Annotated in this window: 14 protein-coding genes; all 14 read left to right on the forward strand. The window is 72.6% G+C overall.

Annotated features, from left to right (window positions below):
- Positions 1-6: 6 nt before the first annotated feature.
- The 14 genes from ptsP (at position 7) to murC (ending at position 16,355) form a co-directional block, all read left to right on the forward strand.
- On the forward strand, positions 7-2,244 hold the full coding sequence (gene ptsP, locus ACE37J_RS21305) for a phosphoenolpyruvate--protein phosphotransferase (RefSeq protein WP_409715703.1): 2,238 nt from the start codon (positions 7-9) through the stop codon (positions 2,242-2,244).
- A 421-nt stretch (positions 2,245-2,665) separates the two neighbouring features.
- A complete protein-coding gene (locus ACE37J_RS21310) occupies positions 2,666-3,133 on the forward strand; it encodes a division/cell wall cluster transcriptional repressor MraZ (protein WP_409715706.1) in 468 nt (155 codons plus the stop codon).
- The gene (gene rsmH, locus ACE37J_RS21315; RefSeq protein WP_409715709.1) at positions 3,130-4,143 is read left to right on the forward strand and encodes a 16S rRNA (cytosine(1402)-N(4))-methyltransferase RsmH; all 1,014 of its coding nucleotides are present in this window, start codon (positions 3,130-3,132) and stop codon (positions 4,141-4,143) included. The genes ACE37J_RS21310 and rsmH overlap by 4 nt, the downstream gene beginning before the upstream one ends.
- Positions 4,143-4,727 carry a hypothetical protein gene (locus ACE37J_RS21320; RefSeq protein WP_409715712.1) on the forward strand — a complete coding sequence of 195 codons (585 nt, stop codon included), beginning with the start codon at positions 4,143-4,145 and terminating at the stop codon, positions 4,725-4,727. Before rsmH ends, ACE37J_RS21320 begins: the two co-directional genes overlap by 1 nt.
- On the forward strand, positions 4,724-6,523 hold the full coding sequence (locus tag ACE37J_RS21325; RefSeq protein WP_409715715.1) for a peptidoglycan D,D-transpeptidase FtsI family protein: 1,800 nt from the start codon (positions 4,724-4,726) through the stop codon (positions 6,521-6,523). Before ACE37J_RS21320 ends, ACE37J_RS21325 begins: the two co-directional genes overlap by 4 nt.
- A complete protein-coding gene (locus ACE37J_RS21330) occupies positions 6,520-8,016 on the forward strand; it encodes a UDP-N-acetylmuramoyl-L-alanyl-D-glutamate--2,6-diaminopimelate ligase (protein WP_409715717.1) in 1,497 nt (498 codons plus the stop codon). The genes ACE37J_RS21325 and ACE37J_RS21330 overlap by 4 nt, the downstream gene beginning before the upstream one ends.
- Entirely contained in the window at positions 8,013-9,452 is a 1,440-nt protein-coding gene (murF, locus tag ACE37J_RS21335) for a UDP-N-acetylmuramoyl-tripeptide--D-alanyl-D-alanine ligase (protein WP_409715720.1), read from the forward strand. Before ACE37J_RS21330 ends, murF begins: the two co-directional genes overlap by 4 nt.
- Positions 9,453-10,541 carry a phospho-N-acetylmuramoyl-pentapeptide-transferase gene (gene mraY / locus ACE37J_RS21340; protein ID WP_409715723.1) on the forward strand — a complete coding sequence of 363 codons (1,089 nt, stop codon included), beginning with the start codon at positions 9,453-9,455 and terminating at the stop codon, positions 10,539-10,541. It abuts the gene before it with no gap.
- A complete protein-coding gene (locus ACE37J_RS21345) occupies positions 10,541-10,711 on the forward strand; it encodes a hypothetical protein (protein WP_409715726.1) in 171 nt (56 codons plus the stop codon). The genes mraY and ACE37J_RS21345 overlap by 1 nt, the downstream gene beginning before the upstream one ends.
- Positions 10,708-11,319 carry a hypothetical protein gene (locus ACE37J_RS21350; protein ID WP_409715729.1) on the forward strand — a complete coding sequence of 204 codons (612 nt, stop codon included), beginning with the start codon at positions 10,708-10,710 and terminating at the stop codon, positions 11,317-11,319. Before ACE37J_RS21345 ends, ACE37J_RS21350 begins: the two co-directional genes overlap by 4 nt.
- A complete protein-coding gene (gene murD, locus ACE37J_RS21355; RefSeq protein WP_409715732.1) occupies positions 11,316-12,713 on the forward strand; it encodes a UDP-N-acetylmuramoyl-L-alanine--D-glutamate ligase in 1,398 nt (465 codons plus the stop codon). Before ACE37J_RS21350 ends, murD begins: the two co-directional genes overlap by 4 nt.
- Complete coding sequence (locus ACE37J_RS21360) at positions 12,710-13,870, forward strand: FtsW/RodA/SpoVE family cell cycle protein (RefSeq protein WP_409715735.1); 1,161 nt, start codon at positions 12,710-12,712, stop codon at positions 13,868-13,870. Before murD ends, ACE37J_RS21360 begins: the two co-directional genes overlap by 4 nt.
- Complete coding sequence (locus ACE37J_RS21365; RefSeq protein ID WP_409715739.1) at positions 13,867-14,961, forward strand: UDP-N-acetylglucosamine--N-acetylmuramyl-(pentapeptide) pyrophosphoryl-undecaprenol N-acetylglucosamine transferase; 1,095 nt, start codon at positions 13,867-13,869, stop codon at positions 14,959-14,961. The genes ACE37J_RS21360 and ACE37J_RS21365 overlap by 4 nt, the downstream gene beginning before the upstream one ends.
- Positions 14,958-16,355, forward strand: a complete 1,398-nt coding sequence (murC, locus tag ACE37J_RS21370) for a UDP-N-acetylmuramate--L-alanine ligase (RefSeq protein WP_409715742.1) — start codon at positions 14,958-14,960, stop codon at positions 16,353-16,355. Before ACE37J_RS21365 ends, murC begins: the two co-directional genes overlap by 4 nt.
- Positions 16,356-16,431: the final 76 nt, after the last annotated feature.

A 16,431-nucleotide genomic window follows, 5' to 3' on the forward strand; every position in this document is an offset into this window, starting at 1 on the left:
TCGCAAATGCCGCCACCGGCGGACATAGGCTCGCGCGTGCTGCTGCGCCGGCTTCGCCAGGTCATGGCGAAGCCCGGAGACGCGCAGGCGAGGCTCGACCGGATCGTCTCCGTCATCGCCGTCAACATGGTGGCGGAGGTCTGCTCGATCTATCTCCTGCGCGAGGAGCAGATGCTGGAGCTTTGCGCGACGGAGGGGCTCCGGAAGGAGGCCGTCCACCGCACCCGCTTCCGCTTCGGGCAGGGGCTGGTCGGCCGCATCGCCGCCTCCGCCGAGCCCTTCGCCTCCCGCGATGCGCCGCGTGCGCCCGGTTTCGAATACCGGCCCGAGACGGGGGAGGAGATCTATTCGAGCTTCTGCGGCGTGCCGATCCAGCGGCTCGGCAAGGTCATGGGCGTTCTCGTCGTGCAGAACGCCGCGGCGCGCGATTATACGGAAGACGAGATCGACGCGCTCGAGGTGATCGCCATGGTGATCGCCGAGATGGCCGACGCCGGGCAGTTCACCGGCGAGGGGTTCGACCTCGTTCGCTCCGCGCCGAAAGCCTATGAAGGCGTCGGCGCCTCGGACGGCGCGGCGATCGGCGTCGTCCACCTGCACGAGCCGAAGGCGGCGATCACCAACCCCTTCACGGACGATGTCGAGGGCGAACGCGCGCGGCTCGACGCCGCTATGGCCGACCTCCGGGAGGAGGTCGACGCGCTGGTGACCGCGGACATGACCGAGGCGACGGCGGAATATCGCGATGTGCTCGAAGCCTACCGGATGTTCGCGCATGACAAGGGCTGGCTCCGGCGGCTCCACGAGGCGGTGGCCGCCGGCGTCGTCGCGGAGGTGGCGGTGGAGCGGGTGCAGTCCGCCGCGCGGAGCCGGATGGAGCGCGCGGCGAACCCCTATCTGAGGGACCGGCTCCACGATCTCGACGATCTCGCCAACCGGCTGCTGCGCCGGCTCGGCGGCGGGGCGCCGAACGGCGCGCCGCCGGAGGGCGCGGTGCTCGTCGGCCGCACGATCGGGCCGGGCGAGCTGCTCGACCATGGCAAGCGGCTCGGCGGCGTGGTGATGGAGGAGGGCGGCCTCGGCTCGCACGCCGCCATCGTCGCCCGCGCGCTGGCCATCCCGATGGTCGTCGGCGCGGAGCGGATCGTGGCGGAGGCGCGGAACGGCGACGCCATCGTGGTGGACGCGGACCGGGGCGAGGCCTTTCTCCGCCCGCCGGAGAATCTCCGCATCGCCTATGAGGAGAAGGTCGCGCTCGCGGCTGAAGCGGAGGCGCGCTACCGCGCGATCCGCGCCCTGCCGGCCGAGACGCGGGACGGCCACCGCATCGCGCTCCAGATCAACGCCGGATTGCTCTCGGACATGCCGAACCTTTTCGAGGTCGGGGCCGAAGGCGTCGGCCTCTACCGCACCGAGTTGCAGTTCCTGACGCGGCCGACCCTGCCGCGGCGGGCCGACCAGGCGGCGCTCTACGGCCGGGTGCTCGACGCGGCGCAGGGCGCGCCGGTGATCTTCCGCACGCTCGACATCGGCTCGGACAAGGTGCTGCCCTACATGAAGCGGCCGGAGGAGGAGAACCCGGCGCTCGGCTGGCGGGCGATCCGCGTCGGGCTCGACAAGCCCTTCGCGCTGAAGATGCAGCTCCAGGCGCTGCTGAGGGGGGCGGGCGCGCGGCCGCTCTCCGTCATGTTCCCGTTCGTGGCGGACGAGTCGGAGTTCTACGCCGCGCGGACGATCCTGACGGAGACTCACGGGCGGCTCCAGAAGCTCGGCTATACGGTGACGACCGAGCTGAAGGTCGGCGCGATGCTGGAGACGCCCTCGCTCGCCTACGCCTCCGCCGCCTTCTTCCGGGAGGTGGATTTCCTCTCGGTCGGCGGCAACGACCTGATGCAGTTCTTCTTCGCGGCGGACCGGGGGAACGAGCGGGTGCGGCGAAGGTATGACGCGCTTTCCGCGCCCTTCCTTACCTTCCTCCGCCGCGTCGCCTCCCGCGCCGCGGCGGCGGGGACGCCGATCTCCTTCTGCGGGGAGGCGGCGGGCAGACCGGAGGAGGCGCTGGCGCTCGCCGCGCTCGGCTTCCGCAGCCTCTCGATGCGCCCGGCCTCGGTCGGCCGGGTGAAATACGCGCTCCGCTCGGTCGAGCTCGGCGCCGTGCGCGCCATCGTCGAGGAGGCGATGAGCGGCGGCGCTCCGGCCCGGCCGGCCATCGGGGCCCTTCTGGCCCGCTCCGCGGAGCTCTGAGCCGCCCTTCCGCACGCTGTGGCGGGAAATCCCATGAGATTCCTGTTAACCTTGGTGAACAATCAAAGAACAAAAGGAACAAACAAGAAACAAATACACGGCCAAGATGTGACTTATCTCGCATTCGATGGAATCTGCGGGCGTCGTCCCATGAATTGCCCATACGAATCCCTTGCTGACCATGAAATCCCATGCTATCACCATCTCAAGCAGCGACCTCCGGCCTCAACGATAAATCGGCAGGTTCATACAGGCGCCGGGGCGCTGCTTGAGGCGAAGACGACCGCGAAAACGCGGCGGGCGCAGTCAGACGGCGCCGAGGGACAGGCTGAGGGCCGCGCATCCCGAGAGGTGCGCGGCCCGTTTCACATCCGGGCGGCGGGAGCGGCGCGGAGAAAGAGGGAGAGGCGGGGAGCGGGCGGTGCAGACGATCTTCCACTCCAGCGCGACCAACAAGGTCGATGCGAAGGGCAGGGTCTCGATCCCGGCGCCCTTCCGCAATGCGCTGCGGGACGGAGGGGATTCCACGCTCTACCTCATGCCCGAGATCATGGAGCGCCCGGCCATCATGGGCTTCGGCGCGGGCCATTATCGCCGCCTCGCCGAAAGCGTTATGACCATGCCGCCCTTCGACCCGGTGGCCGAGGCGCTTTCGGATGCGCTCGGCAGCGAGGCGCGGGAATTGCCGCTCGACGGGACGGGGCGGATCGTGCTGCCGGCCGACCTGAAGGCGCTGGCGGAGATCGAGGAGGACGCGCTCTTCATCTCCCGCCTCACCCATTTCCAGATCTGGAAGCCCGAGAACTACGCCGCGATGAAGGCCGATCTCCGCCGCACGGCGCGGGAGAACGCCTCGGCGCTGCCCTGGTCCACGGCGCGCACGGCATGAGCGCGGAGGCGGCGCTTCGCGCGGCGCGCGCGCTCCACGAGCCGGTGATGCTCGCGGAGGTTCTTTCCGTGCTGGAGCCGGGGCGGGGCGGGACCTATCTCGACGGGACCTTCGGCGCGGGCGGCTATTCCGTCGGGCTGCTCGAAGCGGGGGCGGGGCGCGTGATCGCGCTCGACCGCGATCCGGAGGCGGTTTCCCGCGGGCGGGACTGGGCGCCGGCCTTCGCCGGGCGGCTCGAGATCGTCGAGGGGCGGTTCGGGGACCTTGCGGAGCTTGTCGAAGGGCCGCTCGACGGGGCGGTGTTCGACATCGGCGTCTCCTCCATGCAGATCGACGAGGCGCGGCGCGGCTTTTCCTTCATGAAGGACGGCCCGCTCGACATGAGAATGAGCGCGGAAGGGCCGAGCGCGGCGGAGATCGTGAACCGGGCGGAGGAGGCGGCTCTGGCCGACATCTTCTTCCTCTACGGGGAGGAGCGCGCCTCCCGCCGCATCGCGCGCGCCATCGTCGCGGCGCGCGCCGACGCGCCCATTGAGACGACGCGCGCGCTCGCCGCGCTGGTGGAGCGCTGCCTGCCCCGGCCGAAGCCGGGCTGGCCGCATCCCGCGACGCGGGTCTTCCAGGCGCTGCGCATCGCTGTGAACGACGAGCTCGGGGAGCTCGCACGCGGGCTCTCCGCCGCCGAGGCGCTGCTGGCGGAGGGCGGGATTCTCGCCGTCGTGAGCTTTCATTCGCTGGAGGACCGGATCGTGAAGCGCTTCCTGCGGCTCCGCGGCGGCGCGGCGCCCGGCGGCTCCCGCCATGCGCCGGCGGCGGCGGGGGAGGCGCCCGCCTTCGAGATCGTGACGAGGAAGGCGCTGGAGCCCGGCGCGGCGGAGCTGGCGCGGAACCCGCGCGCGCGGTCCGCGAAGCTCCGCGCCGCACGGCGGACGGGCGCGCCGGCCGGCGCCGTCTCCGCCGCCGCGCTCGGCCTGCCGGCGCTCCCGGGCGCCTCGCGGGGGATGCGCTGATGCGCTGGGTCCTCCATCTCTTCGCCTTTGCGGCGCTCATCGCCGTCGCCTCCTGGTCCTTCTCCGTCACTTACCGGACGAAGGACGCCCTGCGCGACGTGGCCCGGCTCAACCGGGACATTGCGGCGGAGCGGGAGGCGCTGGCGGTGCTGCGGGCCGAATGGGCCTGGCTCAACGCGCCGGACCGGCTCACCGCCCTCGTTGCGGCGCATGGCGCGCCGCTCGGCCTCGAGCCGCTGACGCCGGAGCGCTTCGGCGAGACGGCGGAGGCGCCGCTGATCGAGCCGGACGACGGCATGGACCCGGTCGCGCTGATCGATCTCGACGCGCTCTTTCCCGGCGAGGCGGCGCCGCGCCGGCGCGAGCCCGCGCGAGAGCCCGGGGAAGGCGCGCCGACGGCCCGTGTCGCGGCGACCCCGGCCGTTCGGGCGGCGCCGCAAGAGGCGGTGGAGCCCGCACTGGCCCCCGCACTTGCCCCTGCGCCGGCCTTCGTCGCAGCGCCCGCCCCGGCCCCCGCGCCGCAGGCGGCCGCAACCGCCGCCCGGAGCGCGCCGGCGCCCGCCCGCGAGAGGGTGGACCGATGACGCGGCGCGACGAGCTCATCCGCGTTCTCGGCGACCAGGGCGCCGAACGCATCGCGCAGAGGGCGCAAAGGCGTGAGAGCGCGCGCGAGGCGCGGCGCAAGGCGCGCGCCGACCTCGCCGAATGGCGACTCTGGCTCGTCGCCGGCTGCTTCGCGCTCGGCTACGCCACGCTCGCCGGCCAGATGGCGCTCACCGCGGTCGCGGAGCCGGAGGAGCCGGCGCTCGAAGTCGCGGGCGGGCCGCCGCCGGCGGAGCGCGCGCCGATCGTGGACCGGGAGGGGAGGATCCTCGCCGCCAACCTGCCGACCTGGGCGATCTATGCGCATCCCGAGGTCACCGCCCGCGCCGGGATCGATGCGGCGGAGGCTGCGCGGCTCCTCGCCTCCGCATTGCCCGGCGTCGGGGAGGAGACGCTCCGCGCCCGCTTCGCGCCGGGGCGCAAGTTCGTCTGGGTAAAGCGGCCGGTGAGCCCGGCCGAGAAGCAGGCGGTCCACGATCTCGGCCTCCCCGGCGTCGAGTTCGGGCGGCGGGAGACGCGGATCTATCCGGCCGGGCGGATCGGCGCGCATGTCCTCGGCGGCGCGACCGTGGGGGCGGAGGGCGTGGACCATGCCGAGCTCGTCGGCCTCGCGGGCGTCGAGCGGCGGCTCGACAACGCGCTGAGGGACCCGGCGCGCGCGGGCGAGCCCTTCCGCATCTCCCTCGACCTCGCGGCGCAGACGGCGATGACGGAGGTGCTGGAGGCGGCGATGCGCGACTTCCGCGCCATCGCCGCCTCCGCCGTGCTGATGGACGCGCGGAACGGGGAGATCATCGCGATGGTCTCCCTCCCCGATTTCGACCCGAACGCGCGGCCGGACACGCGGGACCCCGTAGTGGCCAAGACGCGCCCGATGATGAACCGGGCGGCCGAGGGCGTGTTCGAGCTCGGCTCCACCTTCAAGACCTTCGCCGCCGCGCAGGCGATGGAGCTCGGACTCTACGGCCCGGGAAGCCTGATCGACACGACCGGGCCGCTCCGCGTGGGCAGGTTCCGCATCAGCGACTTCCACAAGATGCCGCCGCAGATGACGCTGCGCGACGTGATCGTGGAAAGCTCCAATGTCGGCACCGCGCGCGTCGCCGTCGCCATCGGCGCGGAGCGGCAGAAGGACTTTCTCGGGAAGCTAGGCCTCCTTGAGCCCACGCCGGTCGAGATCGCGGAGGCGCGGCTCGGCCAGCCGCTCTATCCGGCGAACTGGAGCCAGCTCTCGACCATGACCATCTCCTACGGCCACGGCCTCGCCGCGACGCAGCTCCATCTCGCAGCGGCCTATGCGACGCTGCTGAACGGCGGGCTGAAGGTGAAGCCGACGCTGATCCCCGGCGCGCCGGCGCCGACGGAGGCGGACCGCGTGGTCTCCGCCGAGACGTCGCGTCATCTGCGCGAGATGCTGCGCGCGGTGGTGGCGGAGGAGAAGGGCACGGCGAACCTCGCGGAGGTTCCGGGCTACGAGGTCGGCGGCAAGACCGGGACGGCGGAAAAACCCTCGGCGGGCGGCTATGACGGCGGGCGGAACATCACGACCTTCGCCGGCGCCTTCCCGATGTCCGATCCGCGCTACGTGATCGTGGTGACGCTCGACGAAGCCTCGACCTTCAAGTACGGGCGGACCTGGCGGACCGCCGGCTGGACGGCGGCGCCGACCGCCGGGCTCGCCGTGCGCCGCATCGCGCCGGTGCTCGGCATGCGCCCGGCGCCGAAGCCGATCGACCCGGCGGAGGTCGCCGGAGCGGCCTCGGGGGCGCGGTTTTGAACGGGCGGACGCTCGCCGCGCTCGGCCTCGCGGGGCTGGCGCATCGGGGGCCCGCCCCGGAGCCCGGTCTCTCCATCGCGGGCCTGACGGCGGACAGCCGGGAGGTGAAGCCGGGTTTCCTCTTCGCCGCGCTCCGCGGGCGGCTCGACGGCGCGGAATTCGCGCAATATGCGGTCAGGATGGGCGCCGCGGCGGTTCTGGCGGACGAGGCGGGGGCGGAGCGGGCGAAGGCCGATATCGGCTCCTGGCCCGTCCCCTTCGTGATCGACCCCGAGCCGCGCCGCCGCCTCGCCCTCGCCGCCGCGGCTTTCTTCGGCGCGCAGCCCGAAACGCTCGTCGCCGTGACGGGGACGAACGGCAAGACCTCGGTCGCCAGCTTCGCGCGGCAGATCTTCGCCGCGCTCGGGCGGCGCGCGGCGAGCTTCGGCACGGTCGGCGTGGAGGGGGCGGACATTCTCGCCCCGGCGATGACGACGCCGGACCCGGTGGCGCTCCACCGCCTCCTCGCCGCGCTGGCGGCGGAGGGCGTGACCCATGCGGCGATGGAGGCGTCGAGCCACGGCCTCGCGCAATACCGGGTGGACGGCGCGCGGCTCGCCGCGGCGGCCTTCACCAATATCAGCCGCGACCATCTCGACTATCACGAGACCTTCGATGCCTATCTCGCCGCGAAGCTCCGGCTCTTTTCCGAGGTGCTGCCTGAGGGCGCGGCGGCGGTGATCAACGCGGACGAGGCGTGCTTCCCGGAGGCGCTCCGCGCCGCGCGGCGCGCGGAGGTCATCCCATACGGGCGGGACCGGGAGGCGGCGCGGGGCCTGCGCCTGCTCGACGCGCGGTTCGATGCGGAGGGGCAGAGCCTCGACCTCGAATGGCGGGGCGCGCCGCGCCGCGTGCGGCTCGGGCTCGTCGGCGGTTTCCAGGGGCTCAACGCGATGGCGGCGGCGGGGCTCGCCATCGGGGCGGGGGAGGCGCCGGAGGCGGTGTTCGGCGCGATGGAGGCGCTCGTCGGCGTGCGCGGGCGGATGGAGCGGGTCGCGACGCGGGCGAACGGCGCGGCGGTCTATGTCGACTACGCCCACACGCCCGCCGGGCTCGCCACGGCGCTCGCCGCGCTCCGGCTCCACACGCCGGGGCGGCTCGTCGTCGTCTTCGGCGCGGGCGGGGACAGGGACAGGGGCAAGCGGCCGGAAATGGGCCGCGCCGCCGCTGCGGGCGCCGATGTCGTGATCGTGACGGACGACAACCCGCGGAACGAGGATCCGGCCGCGATCCGCGCCGAGGTCATGGCGGGCTGCCCCGGCGCGGAGGAGGCGGGGGACCGGGCGGAAGCCATTCTCCGCGGCGTCGACTCATTGTCGCCGCATGACCGCCTTCTGATCGCGGGAAAGGGGCACGAGACCGGGCAGGAGATCATGGGCGTTACGCATCCCTTCGACGACGCGGAAATCGCCCGCGCCGCGGTCGCGGCGCTGGACGGGGAGGCGGAGAGATGACGCTCTGGACTTCGGAGGAGGCCGAGGCGGCGACGGGCGGGCGGGCGACCGCGCCTTTCTCCGCCTCCGGCGTCTCCATCGACAGCCGCGCGCTCGCCCGCGGCGACCTTTTCGTCGCGCTGGCGGACCAGCGGGACGGGCACGATTTCGTCGCCGCCGCCTTCGCCGCGGGCGCCGCCGCCGCGATGGTCTCCCGCATCCCGGAGGGAGCGCCAGAGGGCGCGCCGCTCCTGATCGTGGAGGACGTTCTGGCCGCGCTCCGCGGTCTCGCCGCCGCGGCGCGAGCGCGCTCGGGCGCGAAGGTGATCGGCGTCACCGGCTCGGTCGGCAAGACGGGGACGAAGGAGATGCTGCGCGCCTGCCTCGCGACGGCGGGGGAGGTCCATGCGGCGGAAAAGAGCTTCAACAACCACTGGGGGGCGCCGCTCACGCTGGCGCGGGCGCCGCGGAGCGCGGCCTTCATCGTCGCCGAGCTTGGCATGAACCATGCGGGGGAGATCGCGCCGCTCTCCCGCCTCGTGCGGCCGGACATCGCGATCATCACCACGGTGGAGGCCGTCCATCTCGAGAATTTCGCGAACGAGGAGGGGATCGCGGACGCGAAGGCGGAGATTTTCGAAGGACTGGCGGAGGGCGGGCTCGCCGTCCTCAACGTGGACAACCGGCATTTCGCGCGGCTCGAAGCGGCGGCGCGGGCGAAGGGCGCGCGCATCCTCCGCTTCGGCGCGGCGGAGGGGGCGGAGGCGCGGCTCGAAGGGGCGCGGCTTGCGGGGCCGGCGACGGTGGTGCGGGCGAGCCTTCACGGCCGGCCGCTCATCTTCAAGATCGGCGCGCCGGGCCGGCATCTCGCGATGAACGCCCTGGCCGCGCTCGCGGCGGCGGAGGCTGCGGGGGCGGATGTGGCGCGCGCCGCGCTCGCGCTCGGCGGCTGGGCCCCGCCCGAGGGCCGCGGCTCGCGCTGGCGCATCGCGCTCGGCGCGGGCGGGATCGACGGCGGGGTGACGCTGATCGACGAGAGCTACAACGCCAACCCTGTCTCGATGCGCGCGGCGCTCGCGGTCCTCTCCGCCGCGAAGCCGGAGGACGATATCGGCCGGATCGCGAAGGGCCGCCGCGTCGCCTTTCTCGGCGACATGCTGGAGCTCGGACCGCAGGCGGAGGCGATGCATGCCGGGCTCGCCGCCTGCGAGGAGATCGCGGGGGTGGATGTCGTCCATACCTGCGGGCCGCTGATGCGCGCGCTGCATGAGGCGCTGCCGCCGGAAAAGCGGGGCAAGTGGTTCCCTTCCTCCGCCGAACTGGCGGAGGCGGCGGGGAGGAAGCTTGACGCGGGGGACGTCGCGATGGTCAAGGGCTCGCTCGGCTCGAAAATGGCGGCTGTGGCGGCGGCGGTGAAGCGCTTGGGCGCCGCCGCGCCGGAAGGGGGAGAGGCCTGAATGCTCTATGAACTCCTCACCCCGCTCTCGACCGGCGGGGATGTCTTCAACCTCTTCCGCTATATCACATTCCGCGCGGGTGGCGCGTTCTTCACTGCGCTCGTCTTCGGCTTCCTCTTCGGGCGGCCGATCATCGACCGGCTGCGGCGTATGCAGGGCAAGGGGCAGCCGATCCGCTCGGACGGGCCGGCGAGCCACATCCTCGAAAAGGCGGGAACGCCGACCATGGGCGGGGTGCTCATCCTCGCCGCCATGGTCGTCTCGACCCTGCTCTGGGCGCGGATGGACAACGGCTTCGTGCTCCTCGTCCTCTTCGTCACGCTCGGCTTCGGGGCCATCGGATTCGTGGACGATTACCTGAAGGTCACGAAGCAATCCCATCGCGGCTTTTCCGGCCGGCACCGGCTCGCCATCGGCTTCGCCATCGCCGCCCTCGCCTCCTGGTGGGCGACGAGCCTCCAGCCTGAGCCGCTCCAGACGCAGCTGGCCGTGCCGGTGTTCAAGGAGGTGCTGATCCCGCTCGGGCTCCTCTTCTTCCCCTTCGCGATGTTCGTCATCGTCGGCAGCGCGAACGCCGTGAACCTGACGGACGGGCTGGACGGCCTCGCCATCATGCCGGTGATGATCGCCGCGGGTTCGCTCGGCGTCATCGCCTATGTCGTGGGGCGGACGGACTTCACCGAATATCTCCAGATCCACTATGTGGCCGGGACGGGTGAGATCACCGTCTTCGCCGCGGCGCTGATCGGCGGCGGGCTCGGCTTCCTCTGGTACAACGCGCCGCCCGCGATGGTCTTCATGGGCGACACCGGGAGCCTTTCGCTCGGCGGCGCGCTCGGGGCCATCGCCGTCTCGATCAAGCACGAGATCGTCTGGGCCGTGATCGGCGGGCTCTTCGTGCTGGAGGCCGTTTCCGTCATCGTGCAGGTGGCCAGCTACAAGCTGACGGGCAAGCGCGTCTTCCGCATGGCGCCGATCCATCATCACTTCGAGCAGAAGGGCTGGCGCGAGCCGACCGTGGTGATCCGATTCTGGATCATCGCGCTCATCCTCGCGCTGATCGGGCTCGCCTCGCTGAAGCTGCGGTGATGAGCGTCGCCTCCCCCTGGATCGCCGGCCTTTGGCTGAAGCTCCGCGCGGCGAGGCCCGCGCCCTTTGGCGAGGGGGTGGCGCGGCTCCTCCGCGCGCGGGATGAGGCGAAACGGGAGGAGGCGCGGCTGGAGGCGGCGCGGGCGAAGGGGCGGGAGGGCGCGGGATGATCGCGCGGGCCATCCTCGCCGCGACGGGGCTCCTCGTGCTGGCGCCGGGGTCGGCGCATGCCTGCCGGGTCACGGGAGACGAGTTGCTGAATCCGGCTTGGATCGGCGCGCGCAGCGACAGGATGCCGGACGTCGAAGTGGAGATCGTAGGCTTCGTTACGAGCGTCGAGCACGGTGAAACGAGGCTCAAGGGCTTGCTCACCGGGCGGCCGTGGGTGATCCGCGTCGAAACGATCCGGACCGTAAGGGGGGAGCGGAGGCCGAACTGGAGCGTGGCGCTGCTTGCGCCTCTGGACGGTTACACGCGGCCCGACTTCGGCGAAGGGGCCTACCGCTTCGCCTTCGATCTGCCTGAGACCGACGCGCGCGACAGCGCGCCCTCGCCTGTGCGGGAGACGCGGATTCGCGGCTCGGATGTGGCGCTGCCGCAAGTCGGGATGAGGCTCTGCGGGCAGGCCTCGGTCTTCCCCGTCTCGCCCTATTCACCGGACGTCCTCCTCGCGCGCGCCGTCGGAGCCTCCGCCGCGCCCTTCGTCGCCGGCCTTTCCGGCCTCGGCCTTCTCGCCGGAGCCGCCGCTCTCCTACGCCGCCGCTGGAGGCGCGCATGATCGCCGTGCGCGGATACGAAGGGCGGCGCGTCGGCGTGCTCGGTCTCGGCCGCTCCGGCCTCGCCGCGGCGCGCGCGCTCCGGGCGGGGGAGGCGCAGCCCGTGCTCTGGGATGACGGAGAGGCTGCGCGGGCGGCGGCGGAGGCGGCGGGCTTCGCGGTGGAGGACCTGACGCGGGAGAAGCCCTGGGCGGACATGCCGCTACTCGTTGTGTCCCCCGGCGTGCCGCATCTGCCGCCCGCCGCGCATCCGGCGATCCGGGCGGCCTGGGCGGCGGGCGCGCTGGTGGACAATGACGTGTCGCTCTTCTTCCGCGCCGTGCAGATGACGGGCGCGCGGGTGCGGATCGTCGCCGTCACCGGCTCGAACGGGAAATCGACGACGACGGCGCTGATCGACCATGTTCTCGGCGCCGCGGGGCGCCCCCGGCAGATGGGCGGCAATATCGGCCGCGGCGTGCTCGACCTCGACCCGCCGGCGGACGGGGAGACGATAGTGCTCGAGCTTTCCTCCTACCAGACCGACCTTGCGCGGACCCTAGCGCCGGACGTGGCCGTGTTCCTCAACCTCTCGCCCGACCATCTCGACCGTCACGGCGGCCTTGGCGGCTATTTCGCGGCGAAGCGGCGGCTCTTCGAACTCGGAGCGCCGGAGGCGCTGGTGATCGGCGTGGACGACGATTTCGGCCGCTTCCTCGCCGCGGCGACGGACGACCCTTCGGAGGATGGCGCGCGGCTGACGCGCGTCTCGGCCGGCGCGAAGCTGAAGGGGCAGGGCCGCTCGGTCTACATGAACCGCAACCACCTGACGGAATGGGATGGCGCGAAGCAGGCCGCCGCCTTCGACCTCCGCGAGGCGAAGGCGCTGCCGGGGGCGCACAACCACCAGAACGCCTGCGCCGCCTGGGCCGCGCTCCGCGCGCTCGGCCTCGGGCCGAAGGTGATCGAGGCGGGGATGCGGAACTTCCCCGGCCTGCCGCACCGGCTGGAGCTCGTGGGCGAGGCGCGGGGCGTGCGCTTCGTGAATGACTCTAAGGCGACGAACGCGGATGCGGCGGAAAAGGCGCTGCTGACCTATGACCGCATCCGCTGGATCGCGGGCGGCGTGCCGAAGGCGGGGGGGATCGCGCCGCTCGCGCCGCTCTTTCCCCGCGTCGCCAAGGCCTATCTGATCGGGGTGGCGGCGCCGGCCTTCGCGGAGACGCTGGGCGATCATCCGAACGCGCTTTGCGGCGACCTCGCCGCCGCGCTCGCCCGCGCCGCGGCGGAGGCGGAGCCGGGGGACGTGGTGCTGCTCTCCCCCGCCTGCGCGAGTTTCGACCAGTTCCGGGATTTCGAGGCGCGGGGCGACGCCTTCCGCGAGGCCGCCCGCCGCATCGTCGAGGGGGGCGCATGACCGATATCAGCTACCACGCCGCGCCGGCCGGCTATGGCGACCCGTCGATCCTCGGCCGCTGGTGGCGGACGGTGGACAAGCTCTCGCTCGGCGCGCTCGCGCTCCTGATCCTCGTCGGGCTCCTGATGAGCTTCGCCGCCTCGGTGCCGCTGGCGGAGAAGCGGGGCCTGCCGCCCTTCTATTTCGTCACGCGCCATGTCGTCTTCGCCGTCGTCGCCTATGCGGTGATTGTCGCGATCTCGGTGATGCCGCCGGACCAGGCGCGGCGGAACGGCGTGCGGCTCTTTCTCGCCGCTTTCGTCGCGGTGCTGTTCCTGCCGGTCTTCGGCACGGATTTCGGCAAGGGCGCGGTGCGCTGGTATTCGTTCGGCTTGTCCGTCCAGCCCTCGGAATTCCTGAAGCCCGGCCTCGCCGTGCTGACCGGCTGGATGATGGCGGCGGCGCTTCGGCCGGGCGGGCCTCCGGGCGTCGTCATGTCCTTCCTCGTGACGCTCGCCGTCGTGGCCTCGCTGGCGATCCAGCCGGATTTCGGGCAGGCGCTGCTCGTCATAGCGGCCTGGGGGGCGATGTTCTTCGCCTGGGGCGCGCCGATCCTCCTCATCGTCGGCTTCGTCGGGCTCGGCGTCGGGCTCGTCTGGTTCGCCTATACGAACTTCGAATACGTCGCGAGCCGGATCGACGACTTCCTCGCGCCCGAAGTCGATCCGACGAGCCAGATCGGCTATGCGATCACCGCCGTGCAGAAGGGCGGTCTCTTCGGCGTCGGCGCGGGGGAGGGGTCGGTGAAATGGTCCCTGCCGGACGCGCATACCGATTTCGTGATGGCGGTGGCGGCGGAGGAATACGGGCTGCTCTTCTGCCTCGCGGTGATCGGGCTCTATCTCTTCGTCACGCTCCGCGCGCTGACCCGCCTGATGCGGGAGCGGGACGCCTTCGCCCGCGTCGCGGGGGCGGGGCTCGCCGTGCTCTTCGGCGTGCAGGCCTTCATCAATATCGGCGTGACCTTCACGCTCCTGCCGGCGAAGGGTATGACGCTGCCCTTCGTCTCCTATGGCGGCTCCTCAATGCTCGCCTCCGGCATTGCGATGGGCCTCCTCCTCTCGCTCACGCGCCGCCGCCCGCAGGACCATGTGACGGACAGGCTCGGCCGGCGATGAGCGGGCGGCTTCTCGTCATCGCCGCGGGGGGGACGGGCGGGCACATGTTCCCGGCGCAGGCGCTGGCGGAGGCGATGCTCGCCCGCGGCTGGCGCGTCGCGCTCTCGACGGACGAGCGGGGGCTCCGCTACGCCGGCGGCTTCCCGGCGGCGGTGGAGCGGCGCGCGCTTTCGGCGGCGACCTTCGCGCGGGGCGGGATGGCGGCGAAGGCGGTCGCCCCCCTCCGCATCGCGAAGGGCGTGGCGGAGGCGTGGGCCTGGTTCGGGCGGGCGAAGCCGGCGGCGGTGGCGGGGTTCGGCGGCTATCCGGCGCTCCCGGCGCTGGCGGCGGCGGGGTTGCGCGGGGTTCCGCGGCTGATCCATGAGCAGAACGGCGTTCTCGGCCGGGTCAACCGCGCCTTCGCGAGCCGGGTTGAGGCGGTGGCCTGCGGCGTCTCCCCTCTCGTCGGCGCGCCTTCCGGCGCGCGGCTCGTCGACATCGGCAACCCGGTGCGGGCCGCAGCGAAGGCGGCGGCGCAAGCGCCTTACGCGCCGCCGGGGCAGGGGGCGCTGAACCTACTCGCCTTTGGCGGCAGCCAGGGCGCCTCCGCCCTCTCCCGTCTCCTGCCGGAGATGCTGGCGGCGCTCCCCGAAGGCTTCCGCGCGCGGCTGAAGATCACGGCGCAGGCGCGTGAGGCGGAGGCGGCGGCGCTCTCCGCCGCGCTCGGGCCCGCGGCGGAGGTCGCGCCCTTCTTCGCCGACATGCCGGAGCGGATCGCCGCGGCGCAGCTCGTCATCTGCCGCTCCGGCGCCTCCACGGTGGCGGAGCTGGGCGTCATCGGCCGGCCCTCGATCCTCATCCCCTTCCCGGCGGCGACGGCGGACCACCAGACGGCGAACGCCCGCCCGCTGGCGGAGGCGGGCGCGGCGATCCTCGCGCCCGAGGCGGGGTTGACGGGGGCGGCGCTCGCGGGCCATGTGCGCGCCGTTCTCGAGGATGCGGCGCGTGCGGCGGCGATGGCGGAGGCGGCGCGGCGGCTCGGCCGGCCCGCGGCGGATGCGGCGCTCGCCGACCTCGTGGAGCGGATCAGCGAAGGAAAGCCCCCGGCATGATGACAATCGCCCTCCCGCTCGACATCGGGCTCATCCATTTCGTCGGCATCGGCGGCATCGGCATGTCCGGCATCGCGGAGGTGCTGCTCAATCTCGGCTATCAGGTGCAGGGCTCTGACCTCCGCGCCTCCCCGATCACGGAGCGGCTGGCGGGGATGGGGGCGAAGATCTTCGTCGGGCAGCGGGCGGAGAATGTGGAGGGCGCGCGCGTCGTCGTCATCTCCTCCGCCATCAAGCCCGGCAACCCGGAGCTGGACGCGGCGCGGGCCGCGGGCCTGCCCGTCGTGCGGCGGGCGGAGATGCTGGCGGAGCTGATGCGGCTCCGATCCAACGTCGCGGTCGCCGGCACCCACGGCAAGACGACGACGACCTCGATGGTCGCCGCCCTCCTGGACGGCGGCGGGCTGGACCCGACCGTGATCAACGGCGGCATCATCCAGAACTATGGCTCCAACGCCCGGCTCGGGACCGGAAAATGGATGGTGGTGGAGGCGGACGAGAGCGACGGGACCTTCGTGAAGCTCCCCGCCACCATCGCCATCGTGACGAACATCGACCCCGAACATCTGGATCATTACGGCGATTTCGAAGGGGTGCGGGACGCCTTCCTCGCCTTCGTCTCCAACATCCCCTTCTATGGCCTCGCCGTGCTCTGCATCGACCATCCGGAGGTGCAGCGGCTCGTCGGACTGGTGGACGACCGACGGAAGGTCACCTACGGCTTCGCCCGGCAGGCGGACGTGCGGGGAGAGGGGCTGCGCTATGAGGGCGGGCGCGCCGTCTTCGACGTCGCGTTCCGCGGCGGCGCGCGGATCGAGGGGCTCACGCTGCCGATGCCGGGGGCGCATAACGTGAGCAACGCGCTCGCCGCCATCGCGGTGGCGAAGGAGCTTGGCGTCTCTGACGCGGACATCCGCGCCGCCTTCGCCGGGTTCGGCGGGGTGAAGCGGCGCTTCACCCGTGTCGGAAGCTGGAACGGGGCGGAGATCATCGACGATTACGGGCACCATCCTGTCGAGATCGCGGCGGTGCTGAAGGCGGCGCGGGCGGCCTGCTCCGGCAAGCTGATCGCGGTTCACCAGCCGCATCGCTACACGCGGCTTGCGGACCTCTTCGACGAGTTCTGCGGCGCCTTCAACGACGCGGACGCGGTCGGCATCGCGGAGGTCTACGCCGCGGGGGAGGCGCCGATCGAGGGCGTGAGCCGGGACGCGCTGGTCGAGGGCCTCCGCGCCCACGGCGTGCGGGACGCGCACGGGGTGGAGGAGGAGGCGGGGCTCGCGAATTTCGTCCGCGCCCATGCCGGGCCGGGGGACATGGTCGTCTGCCTCGGCGCCGGGTCGATCTCGGCCTGGGCGAACGCGCTGCCGGGTAAGCTGGCGGCGGAGGCGTGACGGTGGGGCGGGCGAAGCGCCACGGCCCCGAAAGGCGGCCTTCCGGTGGAAAGCCGCCGGGGCCGTTCGGCCGGAG

This window comes from Pikeienuella sp., assembly GCF_046290545.1.
GTDB lineage: Bacteria > Pseudomonadota > Alphaproteobacteria > Rhodobacterales > Rhodobacteraceae > Pikeienuella.